At 62.9% G+C, this 15071-nt stretch carries 15 protein-coding genes; 3 read left to right on the top strand and 12 right to left on the bottom strand.

From position 1 onward, the window contains the following. Positions 1–25: 25 nt before the first annotated feature. The gene (gene mntR / locus HOP51_RS16260; RefSeq protein ID WP_234274964.1) at positions 26–508 is read right to left on the bottom strand and encodes a manganese-binding transcriptional regulator MntR; all 483 of its coding nucleotides are present in this window, start codon (positions 506–508) and stop codon (positions 26–28) included. Positions 509–689: 181 nt separating this feature from the next. Between mntR and HOP51_RS16255 the strand changes: the two genes are divergently transcribed. The 3 genes from HOP51_RS16255 to HOP51_RS16245 are packed head-to-tail and all read left to right on the top strand — an operon-like array spanning position 690 to position 3310. Next, the gene (locus HOP51_RS16255) at positions 690–1604 is read left to right on the top strand and encodes a metal ABC transporter solute-binding protein, Zn/Mn family (RefSeq protein WP_234274963.1); all 915 of its coding nucleotides are present in this window, start codon (positions 690–692) and stop codon (positions 1602–1604) included. Further along, positions 1597–2385 carry a metal ABC transporter ATP-binding protein gene (locus HOP51_RS16250; RefSeq protein ID WP_234274962.1) on the top strand — a complete coding sequence of 263 codons (789 nt, stop codon included), beginning with the start codon at positions 1597–1599 and terminating at the stop codon, positions 2383–2385. Before HOP51_RS16255 ends, HOP51_RS16250 begins: the two co-directional genes overlap by 8 nt. A 43-nt stretch (positions 2386–2428) precedes the next feature. Continuing rightward, complete coding sequence (locus HOP51_RS16245; protein WP_234275085.1) at positions 2429–3310, top strand: metal ABC transporter permease; 882 nt, start codon at positions 2429–2431, stop codon at positions 3308–3310. A 163-nt stretch (positions 3311–3473) separates the two neighbouring features. Here HOP51_RS16245 and HOP51_RS16240 read toward each other — a convergent pair whose 3' ends face one another. From HOP51_RS16240 to HOP51_RS16190, 11 genes are all read right to left on the bottom strand, one after another. After that, positions 3474–4349, bottom strand: coding sequence for a DMT family transporter (locus HOP51_RS16240; protein WP_234274961.1), 876 nt, complete (start codon positions 4347–4349; stop codon positions 3474–3476). A gap of 208 nt (positions 4350–4557) precedes the next feature. Further along, on the bottom strand, positions 4558–5862 hold the full coding sequence (locus tag HOP51_RS16235) for a D-alanyl-D-alanine carboxypeptidase (RefSeq protein WP_267957779.1): 1305 nt from the start codon (positions 5860–5862) through the stop codon (positions 4558–4560). A 174-nt stretch (positions 5863–6036) separates the two neighbouring features. Beyond that, positions 6037–7272, bottom strand: coding sequence for a zinc metallochaperone GTPase ZigA (gene zigA / locus HOP51_RS16230; RefSeq protein WP_234274959.1), 1236 nt, complete (start codon positions 7270–7272; stop codon positions 6037–6039). Further along, entirely contained in the window at positions 7272–7700 is a 429-nt protein-coding gene (dksA, locus tag HOP51_RS16225; RefSeq protein WP_234274958.1) for an RNA polymerase-binding protein DksA, read from the bottom strand. Before dksA ends, zigA begins: the two co-directional genes overlap by 1 nt. Before the next feature lie 219 nt (positions 7701–7919). Beyond that, positions 7920–8198, bottom strand: coding sequence for a PAAR domain-containing protein (locus HOP51_RS16220; RefSeq protein WP_234274957.1), 279 nt, complete (start codon positions 8196–8198; stop codon positions 7920–7922). A gap of 142 nt (positions 8199–8340) precedes the next feature. Beyond that, entirely contained in the window at positions 8341–9414 is a 1074-nt protein-coding gene (locus HOP51_RS16215) for a DUF6708 domain-containing protein (protein WP_234274956.1), read from the bottom strand. 1 nt (position 9415) lies between these two features. Beyond that, positions 9416–9628 carry a hypothetical protein gene (locus HOP51_RS16210; protein WP_234274955.1) on the bottom strand — a complete coding sequence of 71 codons (213 nt, stop codon included), beginning with the start codon at positions 9626–9628 and terminating at the stop codon, positions 9416–9418. Then, the gene (locus tag HOP51_RS16205; RefSeq protein WP_234274954.1) at positions 9625–10698 is read right to left on the bottom strand and encodes a DUF6708 domain-containing protein; all 1074 of its coding nucleotides are present in this window, start codon (positions 10696–10698) and stop codon (positions 9625–9627) included. Before HOP51_RS16205 ends, HOP51_RS16210 begins: the two co-directional genes overlap by 4 nt. Before the next feature lie 2 nt (positions 10699–10700). Beyond that, a complete protein-coding gene (locus tag HOP51_RS16200; protein ID WP_234274953.1) occupies positions 10701–13460 on the bottom strand; it encodes a T6SS effector BTH_I2691 family protein in 2760 nt (919 codons plus the stop codon). Then, positions 13457–14356, bottom strand: coding sequence for a DUF4123 domain-containing protein (locus tag HOP51_RS16195; RefSeq protein WP_234274952.1), 900 nt, complete (start codon positions 14354–14356; stop codon positions 13457–13459). The genes HOP51_RS16200 and HOP51_RS16195 overlap by 4 nt, the downstream gene beginning before the upstream one ends. A gap of 2 nt (positions 14357–14358) precedes the next feature. Further along, positions 14359–15071 (bottom strand): DUF2345 domain-containing protein (locus tag HOP51_RS16190; RefSeq protein ID WP_234274951.1); only part of this gene is annotated, 713 nt, incomplete at its 5' end.

Raw genomic sequence — 15071 nt, 5'->3', positions numbered from 1 at the left:
AGTGACGGGCAGTCACGGCACCGACTCAGGAGCCGCGGCGCTCCTGCTCGCGAGCGAAGCGCTGCATGATGTCCAGAGTCTCCTGACTGACGTGGTGCTCCATGCCTTCGGCATCGATACGCGCGGTGCGGTCGCTGACCCCGAGGGCACGCAGAAACTGCAGTACGATGGCATGTCGCTGGTGGGACATCACCGCCATCGCCTCCCCTTTCTCGGTCAGGAAAAGCGAACGGTAGGGCTTGCTGGAGACCAGCCCCAGCGCCTTGAGTCGGGTCACCGTCTTCGACACCGTGGCCTGGCTGACGCCCATACGGGCAGCGATATCCGTCGCGCGGGCCTCACCCTGATGCTCCAGCAGGTCGGCGATCAGCTCTACGTAATCTTCGAGAAGCTCGGTTTCATGAGCGTTGCGCACGGCAGCGTACTGCTGCGCATGCTGGTCGCTGGGCGGCAGGGCATCCGCCTTGCAAAGGCGATCCGGCGTCACATCGTTCGGGGAGTCGGTCATCGCGCCAATATAGCCAAAGTCCTGATAGGGCAGCAACTGGCGCCCGATAGAGAATTTCTACTATCCTGCAACTTAACCTTGGCTAAAATACTAGCCATACACTTAGAAACTCACTGAAACGAAACAACCATGCTTCAACGGCCTGCGACAAAGGGCGGCCCGCGCTAAAGGAGATCGATCGATGCCCCTTCCCAAGGGAGTGAAGCTGCTCAGCGTTCTTGCGCTGTCCCTGCCGTTCACGACGACTCATGCCGAGGAGGCCCCGCTCAGAGTGGCGGCCACCTTTTCCGTGCTGGGCGACCTGGTACGCGAGGTAGCGGGCAATGCCGCCGAGGTGGCGGTGCTGACACCGGTCGGCGCAGAAGTACACGAGTGGGAACTGGTGCCGAGCAACTTCATCGCCCTCGAGAGGGCCGAAGTCGTGTTCTACAACGGCTATGGCCTCGAACAGTGGATCGGCCAGGTCGAAGCCACCGTGGGCGACGGCGTACCGCTGGTCGCCCTGGCAGAGGAGAGCGGCTATGCCACCCAGCCGATCTCTACCGGAGAACTCGCCGGCGAAACCGATCCGCACATGTGGATGGATCCACGCGCCGCCGCCGAATACGTCCGGGTGATCGCCGACACTCTTGCCGGGGCTCGGCCGGACGATGCCGAAGCCTTCCGGCAACGCGCCGAGGCGCTGAGCCAGTCGCTGCACGACCTGCACGAGGAGTTGGACGTCTCTCTTGCCGAACTGGCCGAGGAGCGGCGCCTGCTCATTACCAGCGAGGCGGCCTTCGTCTACTTTGCCGATGCCTTCGGCTTCGAGCACGACGGCATCTGGGGCACCAATGCCGAGGAAGAAGGCTCGCCGCGACAGATCATGCGTATCGTCGACAAGATAGAAGAGCGGAAACCGGCCGCCATTTTCTGGGAGAGCACCATTTCCGATCGTCACGTGCGCAGCGTGGCCAATGAAACCGAGGTTCAGATTGCCGGCCCTCTCTATGTCGACTCCCTCAGCGAGCCGGACGGCGAGGCGCCGAACTATCCTGCCATGCTGCGCCACAATGTGGCGCAGCTGATCGAAGCTCTGGGAGGCGATCATGACTGATTCGGATCCCGCGCTCGAAGCACGCCGGCTGTGGGCGGCCTACCACCAGCGGCCCGTGCTCGAAAACATTTCCCTCTCGCTGCCCCAAGGGCAGTGGACGGCGATCGTCGGTCCCAACGGCGCGGGCAAGTCGAGCCTGCTCAACCTGATGATCGGCAGCCTTGCACCGCTGCGTGGCGAGCTGAAGATACTGGGCCAGAGTCCAGCCTCGCAGCGCAGGGCCGGCAGCATCGCCTACATGGCCCAACAGGAGCGCATGGAGTGGGACTTCCCCATTTCGGTGCGCGACACGGTGCTGACCGGCCGCTACGGCCTGATGCGCCATGATCCCTTATGGCAGCGGCTGCTACCGAGACAGTGGGCCAACCCCAGCCACCGCCAGGCCGTGGAGGCCGCGCTGGAAGCCGTCGACATGGCCGACCATGCCGCACGTCCCATCGGCGAGCTTTCCGGAGGCCAGAAGAAGCGCGTGATGCTGGCACGCGCCCTGGCACAACAGGCCAGGATTCTGCTGCTCGACGAGCCGTTGGCGGGGGTAGACCCACCCAGCGAAGCGTTGATACTGAGCACGCTCGAGCGCGAGCGAAGCACCGGGCGTACGATCATCATGGTGACCCACGACATGCCCAGCGCCCGCTTGTATGCCGACAACGTCCTGTTGATCAATCGCACCCTGGTCGGCATGGGCTCGCCGGACGAGATGCTCAGCGACGCCATGCTGGCGCGCCTGGCGGTAGGTGTCCTCGAAGCATCGCCCGGAGGTGCGCGTGTTGCCGCTTGAAAGCCTGGCGCTGGGCACGATCGATGCCCTGACCGCCCTGTTGATGATGGTGGTGAACCTGCTGCCCGACAGCCTGGCCGCGCCCTTCGAATACCGCTTCATGCAGCGCGCCCTGCTCACCTCGGTGCTCGTAGGGGCGATCTGCGGGCTGCTCTCCTGCTACGTGGTGCTCAAGCGCTGGTCGCTGCTCGGTGACGCCATCTCCCATGCCGTGCTGCCCGGCGTGGCCATCGCCTACCTGCTGGGCTGGCCGTTCTTCATCGGCGCGTTCGTCACCGGAGCGCTGACCTCGCTAGGCATCGGCGCCATCGAGCGGCACACCCGCATCAAGTCGGATGCGGCGATGGGGCTGATGTTCACCGCCGCCTTTGCGCTGGGCATCGTGATCATCAGCAAGATCGCCACCAGCACGCACCTGATGCACATCCTCTTCGGCAACGTGCTGGGCGTGCAGACCTCGGCGCTTATCCTCACGTTGGTGGCCAGCCTGGTGGCGCTGCTGGTCATCTGGCTGGCCTATCGCCCACTGCTGCTCTATACCTTCGATCCGCAGCAGGCCCAGGCGCTGGGCTTCAACACCAGCATCATCCACTACGGCCTGATCCTGCTGCTGACGCTGACCATCGTCGCCAGCCTGGAAACCGTCGGCATCATCCTGGTGGTGGCGATGCTGATCACCCCCGGCGCCACGGCCCACCTGCTCACCGATCGTTTCACCACCATGCTGGCGATTTCGGTCAGCGTCGGCGTAATCTCAGCCGTGGTGGGACTGGTGCTCTCGGTCAGGCTGGACGTCGCCTCTGGCGGCGCCATCGTACTGGTCGCCTCAGGACTCTTCCTCGTCGCACTGCTCGCCGCGCCCAAGCATGGCCTGGTGGCCCGCCACTGGCGGCGCTGGAGGCTCAACCAGACCAGCCAGACGTAGACTAGAGGATCGGGCACTTAGGGAAGCACTGAACAAATCGACGAGCGAGATGAAGCGCAAGGCGCACGGAGCACAGGAACCGGAGCATATGGGGTATATGTGAGGATTCCGCGCACCGCGCAACGCAGCGATTCACTCGCGCAGGCATTTGTGCTGTGCTTCCTCACGAGGTGGGGCGACGCTTCAGCGTGGTCCGGCGGTCGTGATAGGCGATCGCCAGGCCACTACCGATGATTAGAGCGCTGCCGACGAAAACCCACACATCGGGCACCTCGCCCCAGAACCACCAACCCAGCAGTACCGCCCATAGCATGGCGGTATAGTCGAACGGTGCGGCGATGGCCGCCGGAGCTAAGCGAAAGGCCATGGTGATGCAGGCCGTGGCACCCACCCCAATGACCCCGGCACCGAGGAAGCCCAGCCAATGCCAGGGATGGGGCGTTTGCCAGACCCATGGCAGAGTGACGGAAGAGACCACCAGCGGCACCAGGGTGATGTAGAACACCATCGCCCAAAGATGCTCGCGGCCACCGTAGCGTCGTGAGGTAATCATCAGCAGCGCATAGAAAACCGCCGCGGCCAGCATGACCAACGCACCGGGATGGAAGCCCTCGCCACCCGGCCGCACCACCACCATCACACCGGCAAAGCCCAGCAGCGAAGCCGCCATGACCTGGTGATCGACCCGCTCGCCGAGCAACGGCACCGAGAGCAGCGTGACGAATAGCGGTGCAGCAAAGGCGATGGCCGTAGCCTCGGCCAGCGGCAGCATGGTCAACCCCAGTACGAAGAAGCCCATGGTGCCGGTGTAAATCAGCCCGCGCACCAGGTGAACCCCGGGCCGACGAGTGCGTAGCTTGGTCAATCCGCCACCGAAGTATGCCAGCACGGCGATCAACGGCAGCGAAACCAAAGTGCGGAAGAAGATGATTTGCAACGGCGAGTGTACCTCGCCCAGCCACTTGGCAATGGCATCGCCAATGGCCAGGCAGAGCACACCGGCACACATGAAAAGAATTCCCTTCAAAGACGGCGACATGCCCCCTCCCCGTTGAACTGCCCCTTATTGGTGCATGGATCGACACCCTAACATAGCCGACCTCGCGGTCCCGGGCGATGCCAATAACGCACCCGCGGAGCCTGTAAGCGGCCCTGGCCTGAGCGACTCATGAGAAGAAGCGACATCGCCCCGCATCCGCGGGGCGATGTCGTAATGGCATTTGTCGAAATGACTTTGAAACGCTGCTTCAGTAGTGAGCCACCACCATGCAGTCCATACCCTGGGCACGCAGGCTGTTGCAGGCGGAGTGGGCATCGCTCTCCTGCAGATCGACCAACCGGGCGCGGAAGACGCGTTGATCTCCTCCCGACTCAGCCACCGAGACACGAACTTCGCTGAGCAGGCTGGCCAGTTGGTCGGCCGCACGAGAAGCAAGGTAGCGGGCCTGATCGGGATTGTTGAAGGCTCCGACCTGTACCGCCCAGTTGCCACCGGCGCGTCGTTGCGGCGCATCGGCCTGAGCGATCAGGGCACGGATCGGATCGTCGGCGGAGCCCATCTCGACTCCCACCTCCGATTGGAAGGAGTAGCGCCGCTCCGATTCGGAGCTGGCCGGCTGAGGCTGCGACGCCGGGGCAGCCGCCAACTGCTGAGCCGATGCAGGCGGACTATCCGGCAATTCCATTCGATCGCCCAGCACATCGGCCCGAGCGATCCAGTCGCCTCGCTGCAGCATGGAGAGCCGAGCGAAGCCACGGTCGAGCAGGTCGGACATGTGAGTATCGCGCGAGGCGGCGGTAAAGCCCCCCATTACCACCGAAACGATACGGCGATTGTCGCGTATCGCCGAGGTCGCCACGTTGAACCCCGAAGCGCGGATGAAGCCGGTCTTCAGTCCATCGGCACCGGCATAGTTGCGCACCAGCCGATTGTGGCTGGTATGGGTGGTGCCGCGGTAGGTGAAACTCTGGGTCGAGAAGTAGTGGTAGTACTGCGGGAAGTCCTGCATCACGCGAATCGACAAAGTGGCCATATCGCGCGCCGTCGTCACCTGGGCGTTGTCCGGCAGGCCCGAAGCGTTGCGGAACACGGTGCTGGCCATGCCCAGTTCCTGGGCACGCTGGGTCATCATTCGCGCAAACCCCGACTCGGTATTACCCAGCGCCTCGGCCACCACCACGGCCACGTCGTTGGCGGAACGCACCACCAACGCCTTGATGGCATCCTCGACCGAAATGGTGCTACCCGCCGCGAGCCACAGCTTGGAGGCGGGCATCGAAGCGGCATGGGACGATACCGGCAGCGCCTGGTCGAGGCTCATGCTGCCATTCTCGAGCGCCTCGAACAGCAGGTAGAGTGTCATCATCTTGGTCAGCGAGGCAGGATAGCGAGTGGCATCGGCATTGGCCGCATGTAGCACGTCGCCGCTCTCGACATCGATCACGATGGCCGCGTAGCGGGGGTTGGCCTGCGCCATACTGACTGTCAACAGTTGAAAGCAAAGAAGAAAAAAGATGGCCACACCGAGGTAGTGTCGGTTGTAGGAGCGCATGACGAACACCTCTGGTTCCCTTGTAATTCCCCTGTAGTCCGTTTCTAAAGCGGACCTAGCCTCAGTATGGCGGTTAGCGAAACGCTTTACAGCCGGAATAGCAAGTTTTTTGCTATCTTTCGGCGGCTTTCATCAAAGATCGGTTTATTAAACAACCGGTATGACATGCCTGCCTTACCCGATCCTGTCAGGGTGCTCCCAGGCCGGAAAGGGATCGGACAGAGAGGCCCAGCCCGCAGGGCCATCCGCCAGTTCGGCAGGACCGATCAGGCAGTCGTCCAGCGCCTGGCGTATCCTGGCCTCGTCGAGATTCTGCCCGATGAAGACCAGTTCCTGGCGCATGTCGCCAAAAGGCTCTTCCCACTGCTCCATGATATAAGCCCGACTCTCTGAATCCTTGGGCCAGCGCGATTCGGGCACTGCCTTCCAGAACATGCCAGCGAAGCCGTAGTGGGCGATACCGCCCGCCTGGCTCCACTGCCCGGCAAACTGCGGCCGCGTGGCAAGCCAGAAGAACCCCTTTGACCGCAGCAGCTTGCCGCCGAACCAGTCGCCATGCAAGAGGTCGTGAAACTTCTGTGGGTGGAAGGGTCGCCTGGCACGGTAGACGAAACTCGAGATGCCGTACTCCTGGGTTTCAGGCACGTGTTCGCCACGCAGCTCCTTGAGCCAGCCCGGCGCCTGCTGGGCCCGCTCGAAACTGAAGCGGCCGGTATCGAGCACCTTGTCGAGCGCCACCCGACCTTGCGCCATGGGAATCAGCTCGGCGTCGGGGTTGAGCGAGCGCAATACGGCCTGCACCTCTGCCAGCCGCGCTTCGTCGATCAGGTCTGTCTTGCTGATCAACAACACGTCGCAGAACTCGATCTGGTCGACCAACAGGTCGGCCACATTGCGGTGATCCTCCTCGCCCAGGCTCTCACCCGCCTCGGCCAGAGACTTCGCCGCGTAGTACTGCTCGAGGAAGTTGGCGCCATCGACTACCGTGACCAAGGTGTCCAATCGAGCAACGCTGGAGAGGCTCTGTCCCTGCTCATCTTCAAAGGTGAAGGTCTCCGCCACCGGCAACGGCTCGGAGATGCCCGTCGATTCGATGACCAGATAATCGAAGCGGCCTTCCCGCGCCAAGCGGCTCACTTCCACTAGCAGATCCTCGCGCAGCGTGCAGCAGATGCAGCCGTTGCTCATCTCGACCAGCCGCTCCTCGGCTCGATTGAGGGCAACTTCCCCGTCTTGATTGCCAGGGCCACCCCGCACCAGGGCGGCATCGATGTTGACCTCGCTCATGTCATTGACGATCACCGCCACGCGACGGCCTTCCCGATTGGCCAGGATATGGTTGAGCAAAGTGGTCTTGCCGGCACCGAGGAAGCCGGACAGCACAGTTACGGGCAACAGGTCACTCGTCATCATTGGTCTCCTCTCGATTTGCTGTAGTGATGCTCACGCTGCTCCTGGCGCTCCTTGGCCTCCAGGCATAGCTCTGCCGTCGGCCTCAGCAGCAGGCGCGGCAGGCCGATGGGCTGACCGGTCTCGGCACAGTAGCCGTAGTCGCCCTCCTCGATGCGTCGCAGCGCCTGGCGGATCTTGCGCAACAGTCGCGTCTCGCGGTCGGCCTGGCGCAACAGCAGGCGCAGTTCCTCCTCAACCGCGGCACGATCGAGGTCGTCGCCACTGCGCTCGTTGTCGCCAATGGCCTTACGCACCTCCTCCAGATGCCCTTCCACCTCGGCCTGTTCGGCCAGGAGACGGCCCCGGAAGTAATCGAGCTGGGTGGCGTTCATGTATGCCTCTTCGGGCATGGCCAGCAATTGCTGCGCCTCGGAGTTGGCCGACATGGGTCTCTCTCCTGAAAAGGATAAGTTATAACATAACAATTTTGACGTCGCACACCCTCCTCAGCCGCCGCTTTGCCAGATTTAGAAATTCAAGTCAGAACACTGGCCTACGTTACAAGAGCAGCCTGTCAGTTCTTACTCGTACTTCACCTACGAAGGCGACGTCCTTGACGTGCTCAGCCATGAATGCTCGCCCTAGCACGACAGCCGCCTGTGAATTCATCCAACACAATGAACATTGCTAGACGACGAGATTAGCTTCGCCCCGCACGAGGTATGGCAGCCATGAAAGGCCACCGGCTTGCCATCGAGCGTGATGGTGGGGTGGCCCTCGACGATACTGCATACCCCATGCCCTTTTTTCGGGCAGCTCACTTTGTCGCCCACCACCGCCACCGGCTTGCCATTCACCTGATAGTTGGACTGGGCGCTGACTACCCGGCCACCATGGGTCGTGGCGTCACCCAACAGAATCACACCGTCGCCGGAGTCGAACATTGCACTTCTCCTCTCTCCGCTCCCCCCGTGCCGCAGAAGCCACTATCCTTTTCTGCAATCCCCACGTCGTCCGACGCGCACGCGACGCCTGACAGCATCATCAATAGAGTCACTCTCCGCATGTGGCTCCCCCTAAGGTTGCTCAAAAGTATCCCCGAAACAGGAAGTAGAAGATTGTCAGCGCCTCCGCCCAGCCCAGCAGGAAGCAGAACAATGGCCAGAGGGCTTCGCCTGCCTTGAGCGGGCGTTCGTTGTGGCGATTGCGCACGTATGGGTCATCCGGCGCCACCCTGCAGGCTTCCTCGACCCCGGCCGGCCAGCGCGGCACCCGGCAGGTCCACTTGGCAAGGATGCGACCGGTACCGGCCCAGGCGACCATCAAGGCGAACACCACCTGGAAGATCGGCGAGTCGGCCATGACACGAGTCGCCTGAACCAGAGAATCGAAAAAGCCCTCGCGCCTTCCTTCCAGCGCCAGCACGCGCTGATCGACCCGGTAGGCCTGGATATGGCCGTCCGGCTCCTCCATATAGCGGCGCACCAGCTCCCAGATTTCCAGCGTACCACGCATCATCTTGGCCCCTTCGTATTTAAAGAAGACCAGGTGGTGCTGAATGTTGCCATCTGCGTCCTTGACGTAGCCCCGCACCTCCTCGCGCCCCATACCGCGACGCTCCTCCGAGGCGGACGCCTTGCTTTGATAGAAGTGGATATCGTCCCAGTTCATGGTGACCACGCCCATATCCTGGGACCAAGCGTAGACCTTGCGGTCGATCCGGTTGAAGCGTATGGGGTAGTGGGTCTTGCGGAACATGTCCCAGCGAACAAGGGTGGTTGCTACAGGTAAAACCAATACGACTAATATAAAAAGAGAAAGCCAAAAAAAAATAATAATAGGGAGGGGTATTTCTCCGCTTTTGTGCGTCAGTATATACAGCAAAACTCCCAGGCCAAAAAGGAGAGGACCAGCTCCCATAAGTCCGAAGGTGGAATGGATGCCTCGCCACCGATTACCAGAATCGACGACCTCCAAGAAAGTGGAGTTGACCGCGATCACCGAGTCATTGAAGCGCCCAGCGTCGATACCCGGCACTTTCTGTTTTTTCGCGAGTGAGGGGCTGTGCTTACCAAAGCCCCGTATCTTCGATAGGGTGCTGGAGAAGCCCCAATTGGCGCGTATATATAAATTATACAAGTCCCTGGCCGTGGATGGCATGTCAGCGTTGCTCCTGCGTGATGGCCTCGAGGCGCCGCATTTCGCCTTCCAGCGCTGCCGTTCCCAACCCCAACTCGCCACGCACACCAAAGGCGCATTCGGCCAGCCACTCCTGTAGAGCATCCTCGGTAAACCACCAGATGGCGAGGGCCGCTGCAATGGCGATTACGCCCAGCACACCGGCAATGCCTGCCCTTGAGGGAAAACGGCTCAAAAGTATCCCCGAAACAGGAAGTAGAAGATTGTCAGCGCCTCCGCCCAGCCCAGCAGGAAGCAGAACAATGGCCAGAGGACTTCGCTTGCCTTGAGCGGGCGTTCGTTGTGGCGATTGCGCACGTAAGGGTCATCCGGCGCCACCCGGCAGGCTTCCTCGACCCAGGCCGGCCAGCGCGGCACCCGGCAGGTCCACTTGGCGAGGATGCGGCCGGTACCGGCCCAGGCGACCATCAAGGCGAACACCACCTGGAAGATCGGCGAGTCAGCCATGAGGCGGGTTGCCTGGGTCAGGGAGTCGAAAAAACCCTCGCGCCGCCCTTCCAGCGCCAGCACGCGCTGATCGACCCGGTAGGCCTGGATATGGCCGTCAGGCTCCTCCATATAGCGGCGCACCAGCTCCCAGATTTCCAGCGCACCACGCATCATCTTGGCCCCTTCGTATTTAAAGAAGACCAGGTGGTGCTGAATGTTGCCATCTGCGTCCTTGACATAGCCCCGTATCTCCTCGCGCCCCATACCGCGACGCTCTTCCGAGGCGGACGCCTTGCTTTGATAAAAATGAATGTCGTCCCAGTTCATGGTGACTACGCCCATGTCCTGGGACCAGGCGTAGACCTTGCGGTCGACCCGGTTGAAGCGCATAGGGTAGTGGGTCTTACGGAACATTTCCCAGCGGATTAGAGCATTTATAAGGGGGAGCCCCAAGCACGTCATCAACAACAAGGCGATAATTAAAAAAATGTAGAGGCCTAATGGAAACCGATCTCCATATACGAAAATGCCATAGCCTCCTCCAGCCAAACCAGCCAGTGCAGGAATCGTCCCCGCCAAGGCAAAAGCTGCAGTTATGCCTCGTAGCCGATTCCCAGAGTCGACTATCTCTAGAAAGGTTGAATTGATTGCGATCACCGAATCATTGAAACACCCGGCGTCAATACCCGGCACTCTCTGCTGTTTCGCCAGTGGCGGGTTGTTCTTACTGAAGCCTCGTATCTTCGATAGGGTGCTGGAGAATCCCCAATTAGCCCGTATATAGAGATTGTAAAAATCTCTGGATGTGGTGCGCATCCTTAGCTTCCTTCCTGAGTGATGGCTTTGAGGCGCTGCATTTCACCTTCCAGCGCTGCCGTTCCCAAGCCTAGTTCGCCGCGCACACCAAAGGCGCATTCGGCCAGCCACTCCTGTAGGGCATCCTCGGTAAACCACCAGATCGCAATCGCTGTCCCAATGGCAATAATGCCGAGCACCCCGGCTGCCCACCATAGGGCGACCGTTGGCAAAGCAACAAGCAGGCCAGTGCCACCAGCTACTTTGGCAACAGCACTCAAACCAGCAAAAAATACAGCAAAGCTTGCCAAGACGGTGCTTCCTCCAGAAAACATATATAGCGTCCCCATCACTGGCTGGTTATCTCCAAATTTTTCAATACCCTCCCACACATCCATCACACCCAAGGTGACGCCACCAGCCAGCCCTAAGCGAAGCCCCAGTCGCAGGGCGCGATGCTGCGCGCTAACCAACAGATGGCTCGACGTCACGAAGGTTCTTTGGGCCTGGTTCAGGGTCGCGCCGATCAATTCCAGTCCGGCCCCGGCGGCGGCCAGCCCCGCGCCCATCAGGCGCCCCTTTTGGCGGGTCGTGGTGTCTTGCAGCCGGTGCATGGTCGAGAGGTAGCTGTTGAAGGCGCAGATGGCGAACAACGCATTCAACACCCCCGCCGAGACTTCGCGATTGGCCATCAGCGTGGCGAGCTTTTCGCCGGTACCCCCCTGGCTGCCAATGTCCGACATCGGCTCCAGCGCGCCCATGGCTTGATTGATCAGCCGGGTCTCGGAGCCGCCGTAGTCGCTCAGCGAGCCCAGCTCGATCCGGCGGACCGCGAAGGTGATGTCCTGCCGCCCGGCGGCGGCGTTGCCCATCCGCCGCAGCGAGCGTGTCTCGACTTCCAGCTTGCGCTGAAAACGCTGCCGGTCGACGCCTTCGAGCTGGGGGTAGAGGCGCTGTAGTTCGTCGCCCAGGGCGGGGATCGCCTGGCTCAGCGTGGTGCGGTGCTGCGTGAAGACACGCACCGGCTGCCCGGCGGTCACGCCGAGGGCCACCAGCAGGGGGCGGGGCAGGCGCTCGCCGTTGATTGTGCTCATCATCGGCCCGAGCAGGCGGCCGACCAGCCAGGCGGGCGAGACCATTTCGTCGGGCAGCCCCTCCGTCAGGCCGACGAAGCTGGCGATCAGGGTGCTCCAGGGGAGTGTGCCGAAGGCGTCTCCCGATTCGGGCGGGTCGCCCGCCGCGGCGTCGACGGCGGACAGCATCTGCTGCCGCAGCGTCTCCTGGTTGAGGCATAGCGCCCGGAGCAGCAGGTTGTCGTTGGCGATGTCCTCGGAGGCGAGCCACTCCACGTATTGCGTGAAGGCCGGCGCGTAGCTCTGGGTACCCAGCAGCGCGGCGGAGACGACGGAAACGAAGGCGACGCCCGATTCGATGTCGCGGTCATCGAAGCGGCTGTTCAGGTAGTCAAGCAGTGCACCGCCGGTCAGCCAGGCCAGATACGCTTCGACCAGCGGCCGCATGGTCTCGGCGTCGTAGGCCGCCAGCGCAGGCCGGTAGGTGTCCTGCATCCACCTGTCGGGTTCGCCGTCACGTAGCTTATCGCCGTATTTCCGCCACTCGGCATCGGCCTTGGCCTCGAGTTCCTCATCGCTGATGGCGTCGATGACGCCGAGCCGGAAGGCTTCGACCTCCTGGCGGAAGTCGGCGTTTTCCCGTTGGCGGTGTTCGAAGCGAGTCTTCATGTTGGCTTCCATGCCGGGGGGCCCGCCGTAGCTGTTGTAGTATTCATCGCGGAGCCGTTGCTCGACGATGTCGTCGACATGCTGCAGCCTGCCCCGCTCCTCGTGGCCATCGCGCAGTGCGTTGATGACGCCTGCGGTGACGAAGGGGCGGTGCAGGGGCTCGCGCTGGTTGAACTCCTCCTCCCGCACCTCGAGCAGGCCGGCGAGGTCGCTGGTCACGCCGGCAGGGTCGTCGAGCACGAAGAAGGCGGGCGCCAGGCCGCTGGGTTCGGCCTGCCGTGCCGCCCAGCGCAGGAAGCCGTCGAGATCGTGGCGCATGCCGTTGACCGGCGCCAGACTGTGGCTCAGGGCATGGACCTCGGTGGCATCGTCCGCCTCCTCTTCCCGAGGGCGATGCGGGGCCCATGGGAAGGCGGCTTCCGCCAGGCAGTCGCCGAGTTCCGCCAGGGGCCTGGCATGGGGGGCGTCACCGGCCTTCCAGCGCGGCAGGGAGAGACGGCGCATGGTGTCGCGGCGGCCGTCGTGGTTGGTGGCGTACTCCTTCCAGACGCGCTTTGTCCAGCGGTCGTCGGAAAACGTCATGTAGAGGTCGCCGGCCTCTGCGGCGGCCGGTAGCGTGACGCAGCGGCCCGGATAGACATGCTCCGGATTGGCGCGGCAGGGAAAGTCATCGTCCAGGAGGGGGGCATTGATGCCGGCATCCCACTCTCCCGGCTTATCGGGGTCGAGCGCCAGCAGTTCCCGCTGGGTGATATCGATGTAGCGGCCGAGAAACCCGTCTCGCGTCACCTGATAGCCCTGCCAGCACTCTCTGGCCGCGTCGAAGAGGTAGAGGAATCCTTCCCGCAGGAGCCGCAGCGTATAGTGCTGGCCGTTTGGCAGGGGGGTGCGGGAGACGCTGTCGTCCTGCAGGTCTTGCGGTAACCTGGGGGCACCGGTACTCGGTGCATCGCTGCGTGCCACGGCATAACGCACCGGCAGGATGGGCAATCCGCCGCCACCGCAGAAGTTGCAATCCGGGCGGCCGCTGTCACTGCTCATGTCGTGCTCCTCAGGTCGGAAATGATGGTACTCCAGGCCATCTCGTCCAGATGGCTCAGGCGCTCGGCGAAGCCCGGCGCGCCCAGGGCGGCCTGCTCCAGAAGGTGGCGTATGCCTGGGTGGGTGGCGAGATCGGGGTGATGCTCGGCGGCGCTCTCCGCCAGGCTCTGCTGGTCTTCCACCGGTAGCCCGAAGGTCTCGTCCACATACCGCATGGTGGCGTCCAGCCATTGCCAGTGGGCCGTATCCTGTGGCCACTGCGGAACCGCCGTCGCCAGTCGGCGCAGGCTCTGGTTCAGGGCGGCAAAGCGGTCGAGGCTGCTCCATTGCTGGCGAGTCAGGGCCAGCCAGTCGATGGAGGGTCTGGCGCCGATACGCTCGACGATTCTCCATTTGCCACGGGCATCGGGCCAGGACCATTGGGTGATCGGCCCCAGCAACCGGGCGAACTGCTCGGGGGACAACAGCCAGAGCAGATGACGGAATACGTCGGGGTCGTAGTAACGCAGCCACCAATACCGACGGTCGCCAGGACGGCGCTGCAGCAGTTGTCGGTTCAGGTGGGCGGCCGTATGTTCTAGGCTCTTTTCGCTGGCGAGGAACGCCGAGAAGAAGGCGATGCCGCGCTTGCGGTAACGCTCGGCGCGGCGGATGAGGTCACCGTGCTGCGATGCCGCCACGTTGCCCAGGTCGACCAATTGAGGCAGCCGGTGAGAACGCACGGGAGCCGGCACCGTTTCGAGAGCCTGAACGGGAAGATCCCGCCAGTCCTGCTCCTGTACCCGCAATGGGTTGAGCAGTGCGAATGGGAAGGACGCCAGAAGATCCACCGTGAGCGCGCCTGCCATCTTGACGACAGGCTGATCCTCTGTGTGCTGCTGTCGATGTTGCGACATGCTCAATGTCCTACCGGTGCAGTTCCGGCAGACGCCTGGTCGGCACTGGCAAATTGTTTTTCACACTCTCCCTCGGGCAACTCGGGCAAGGGCCCATCCATGCTCGCCGGGCCGCCGAAGAGATGCTGGGCGCCCTTGACGTCGATCTTGCCGGGGGCGTGAAGGTCGATGTTGCCGTCCTTGATCCGCACGTAGGCGCCGCCACAGACCAGCAGGATCTCCTTGGCCGCGTTCAGCTCGATGCCTTGTTCGGTCGAGGTGACCTTGACGTCCTTCTCGGCAGTCAGCTCCAGCGCGTCGCTCTGTGCCTGCACCTCGACCTTGCCCCGCGCGGCGAACAGTTTGATACCCGCCCGCTGCACGAACAGCGAGAGTCGCTCGGAGAGGGCCGCGATCAGGCTGCGCCCGGTGGCCAGGTTGATGTCCTCCCCGCTGGTCACGCTGAGCGATTTCCCCTGCGCCAAGTGCGTGGATTCGGGCGTGCTCAGCGCGATCCCCGCCGGCGAGGCCAGTTGCAGCCAGGGGGCCTCGAGGCGGGCCGCTTCGCCACGCCCGCCCTGGCTGGCGCCCTGGGCGGTGGTGTGGTCGGCTTCGCCCGCTCCGCCGCGCTGGCCATGGCGGCCTTGGGTGTCGTCGCCGGCTTGCTTGAGGTGGGCGCGGGCGTCCAGGGGCTCGGCGTGGTGCTGCACCGCGCTCTCGCTGAGGCTGTCGGCCA

Source organism: Billgrantia zhangzhouensis, from assembly GCF_021404465.1.
GTDB lineage: Bacteria > Pseudomonadota > Gammaproteobacteria > Pseudomonadales > Halomonadaceae > Halomonas > Halomonas zhangzhouensis.
The sequence above is the reverse complement of the archived record's forward strand: the minus strand, read 5'-3'. Positions and strand labels throughout refer to the sequence as shown.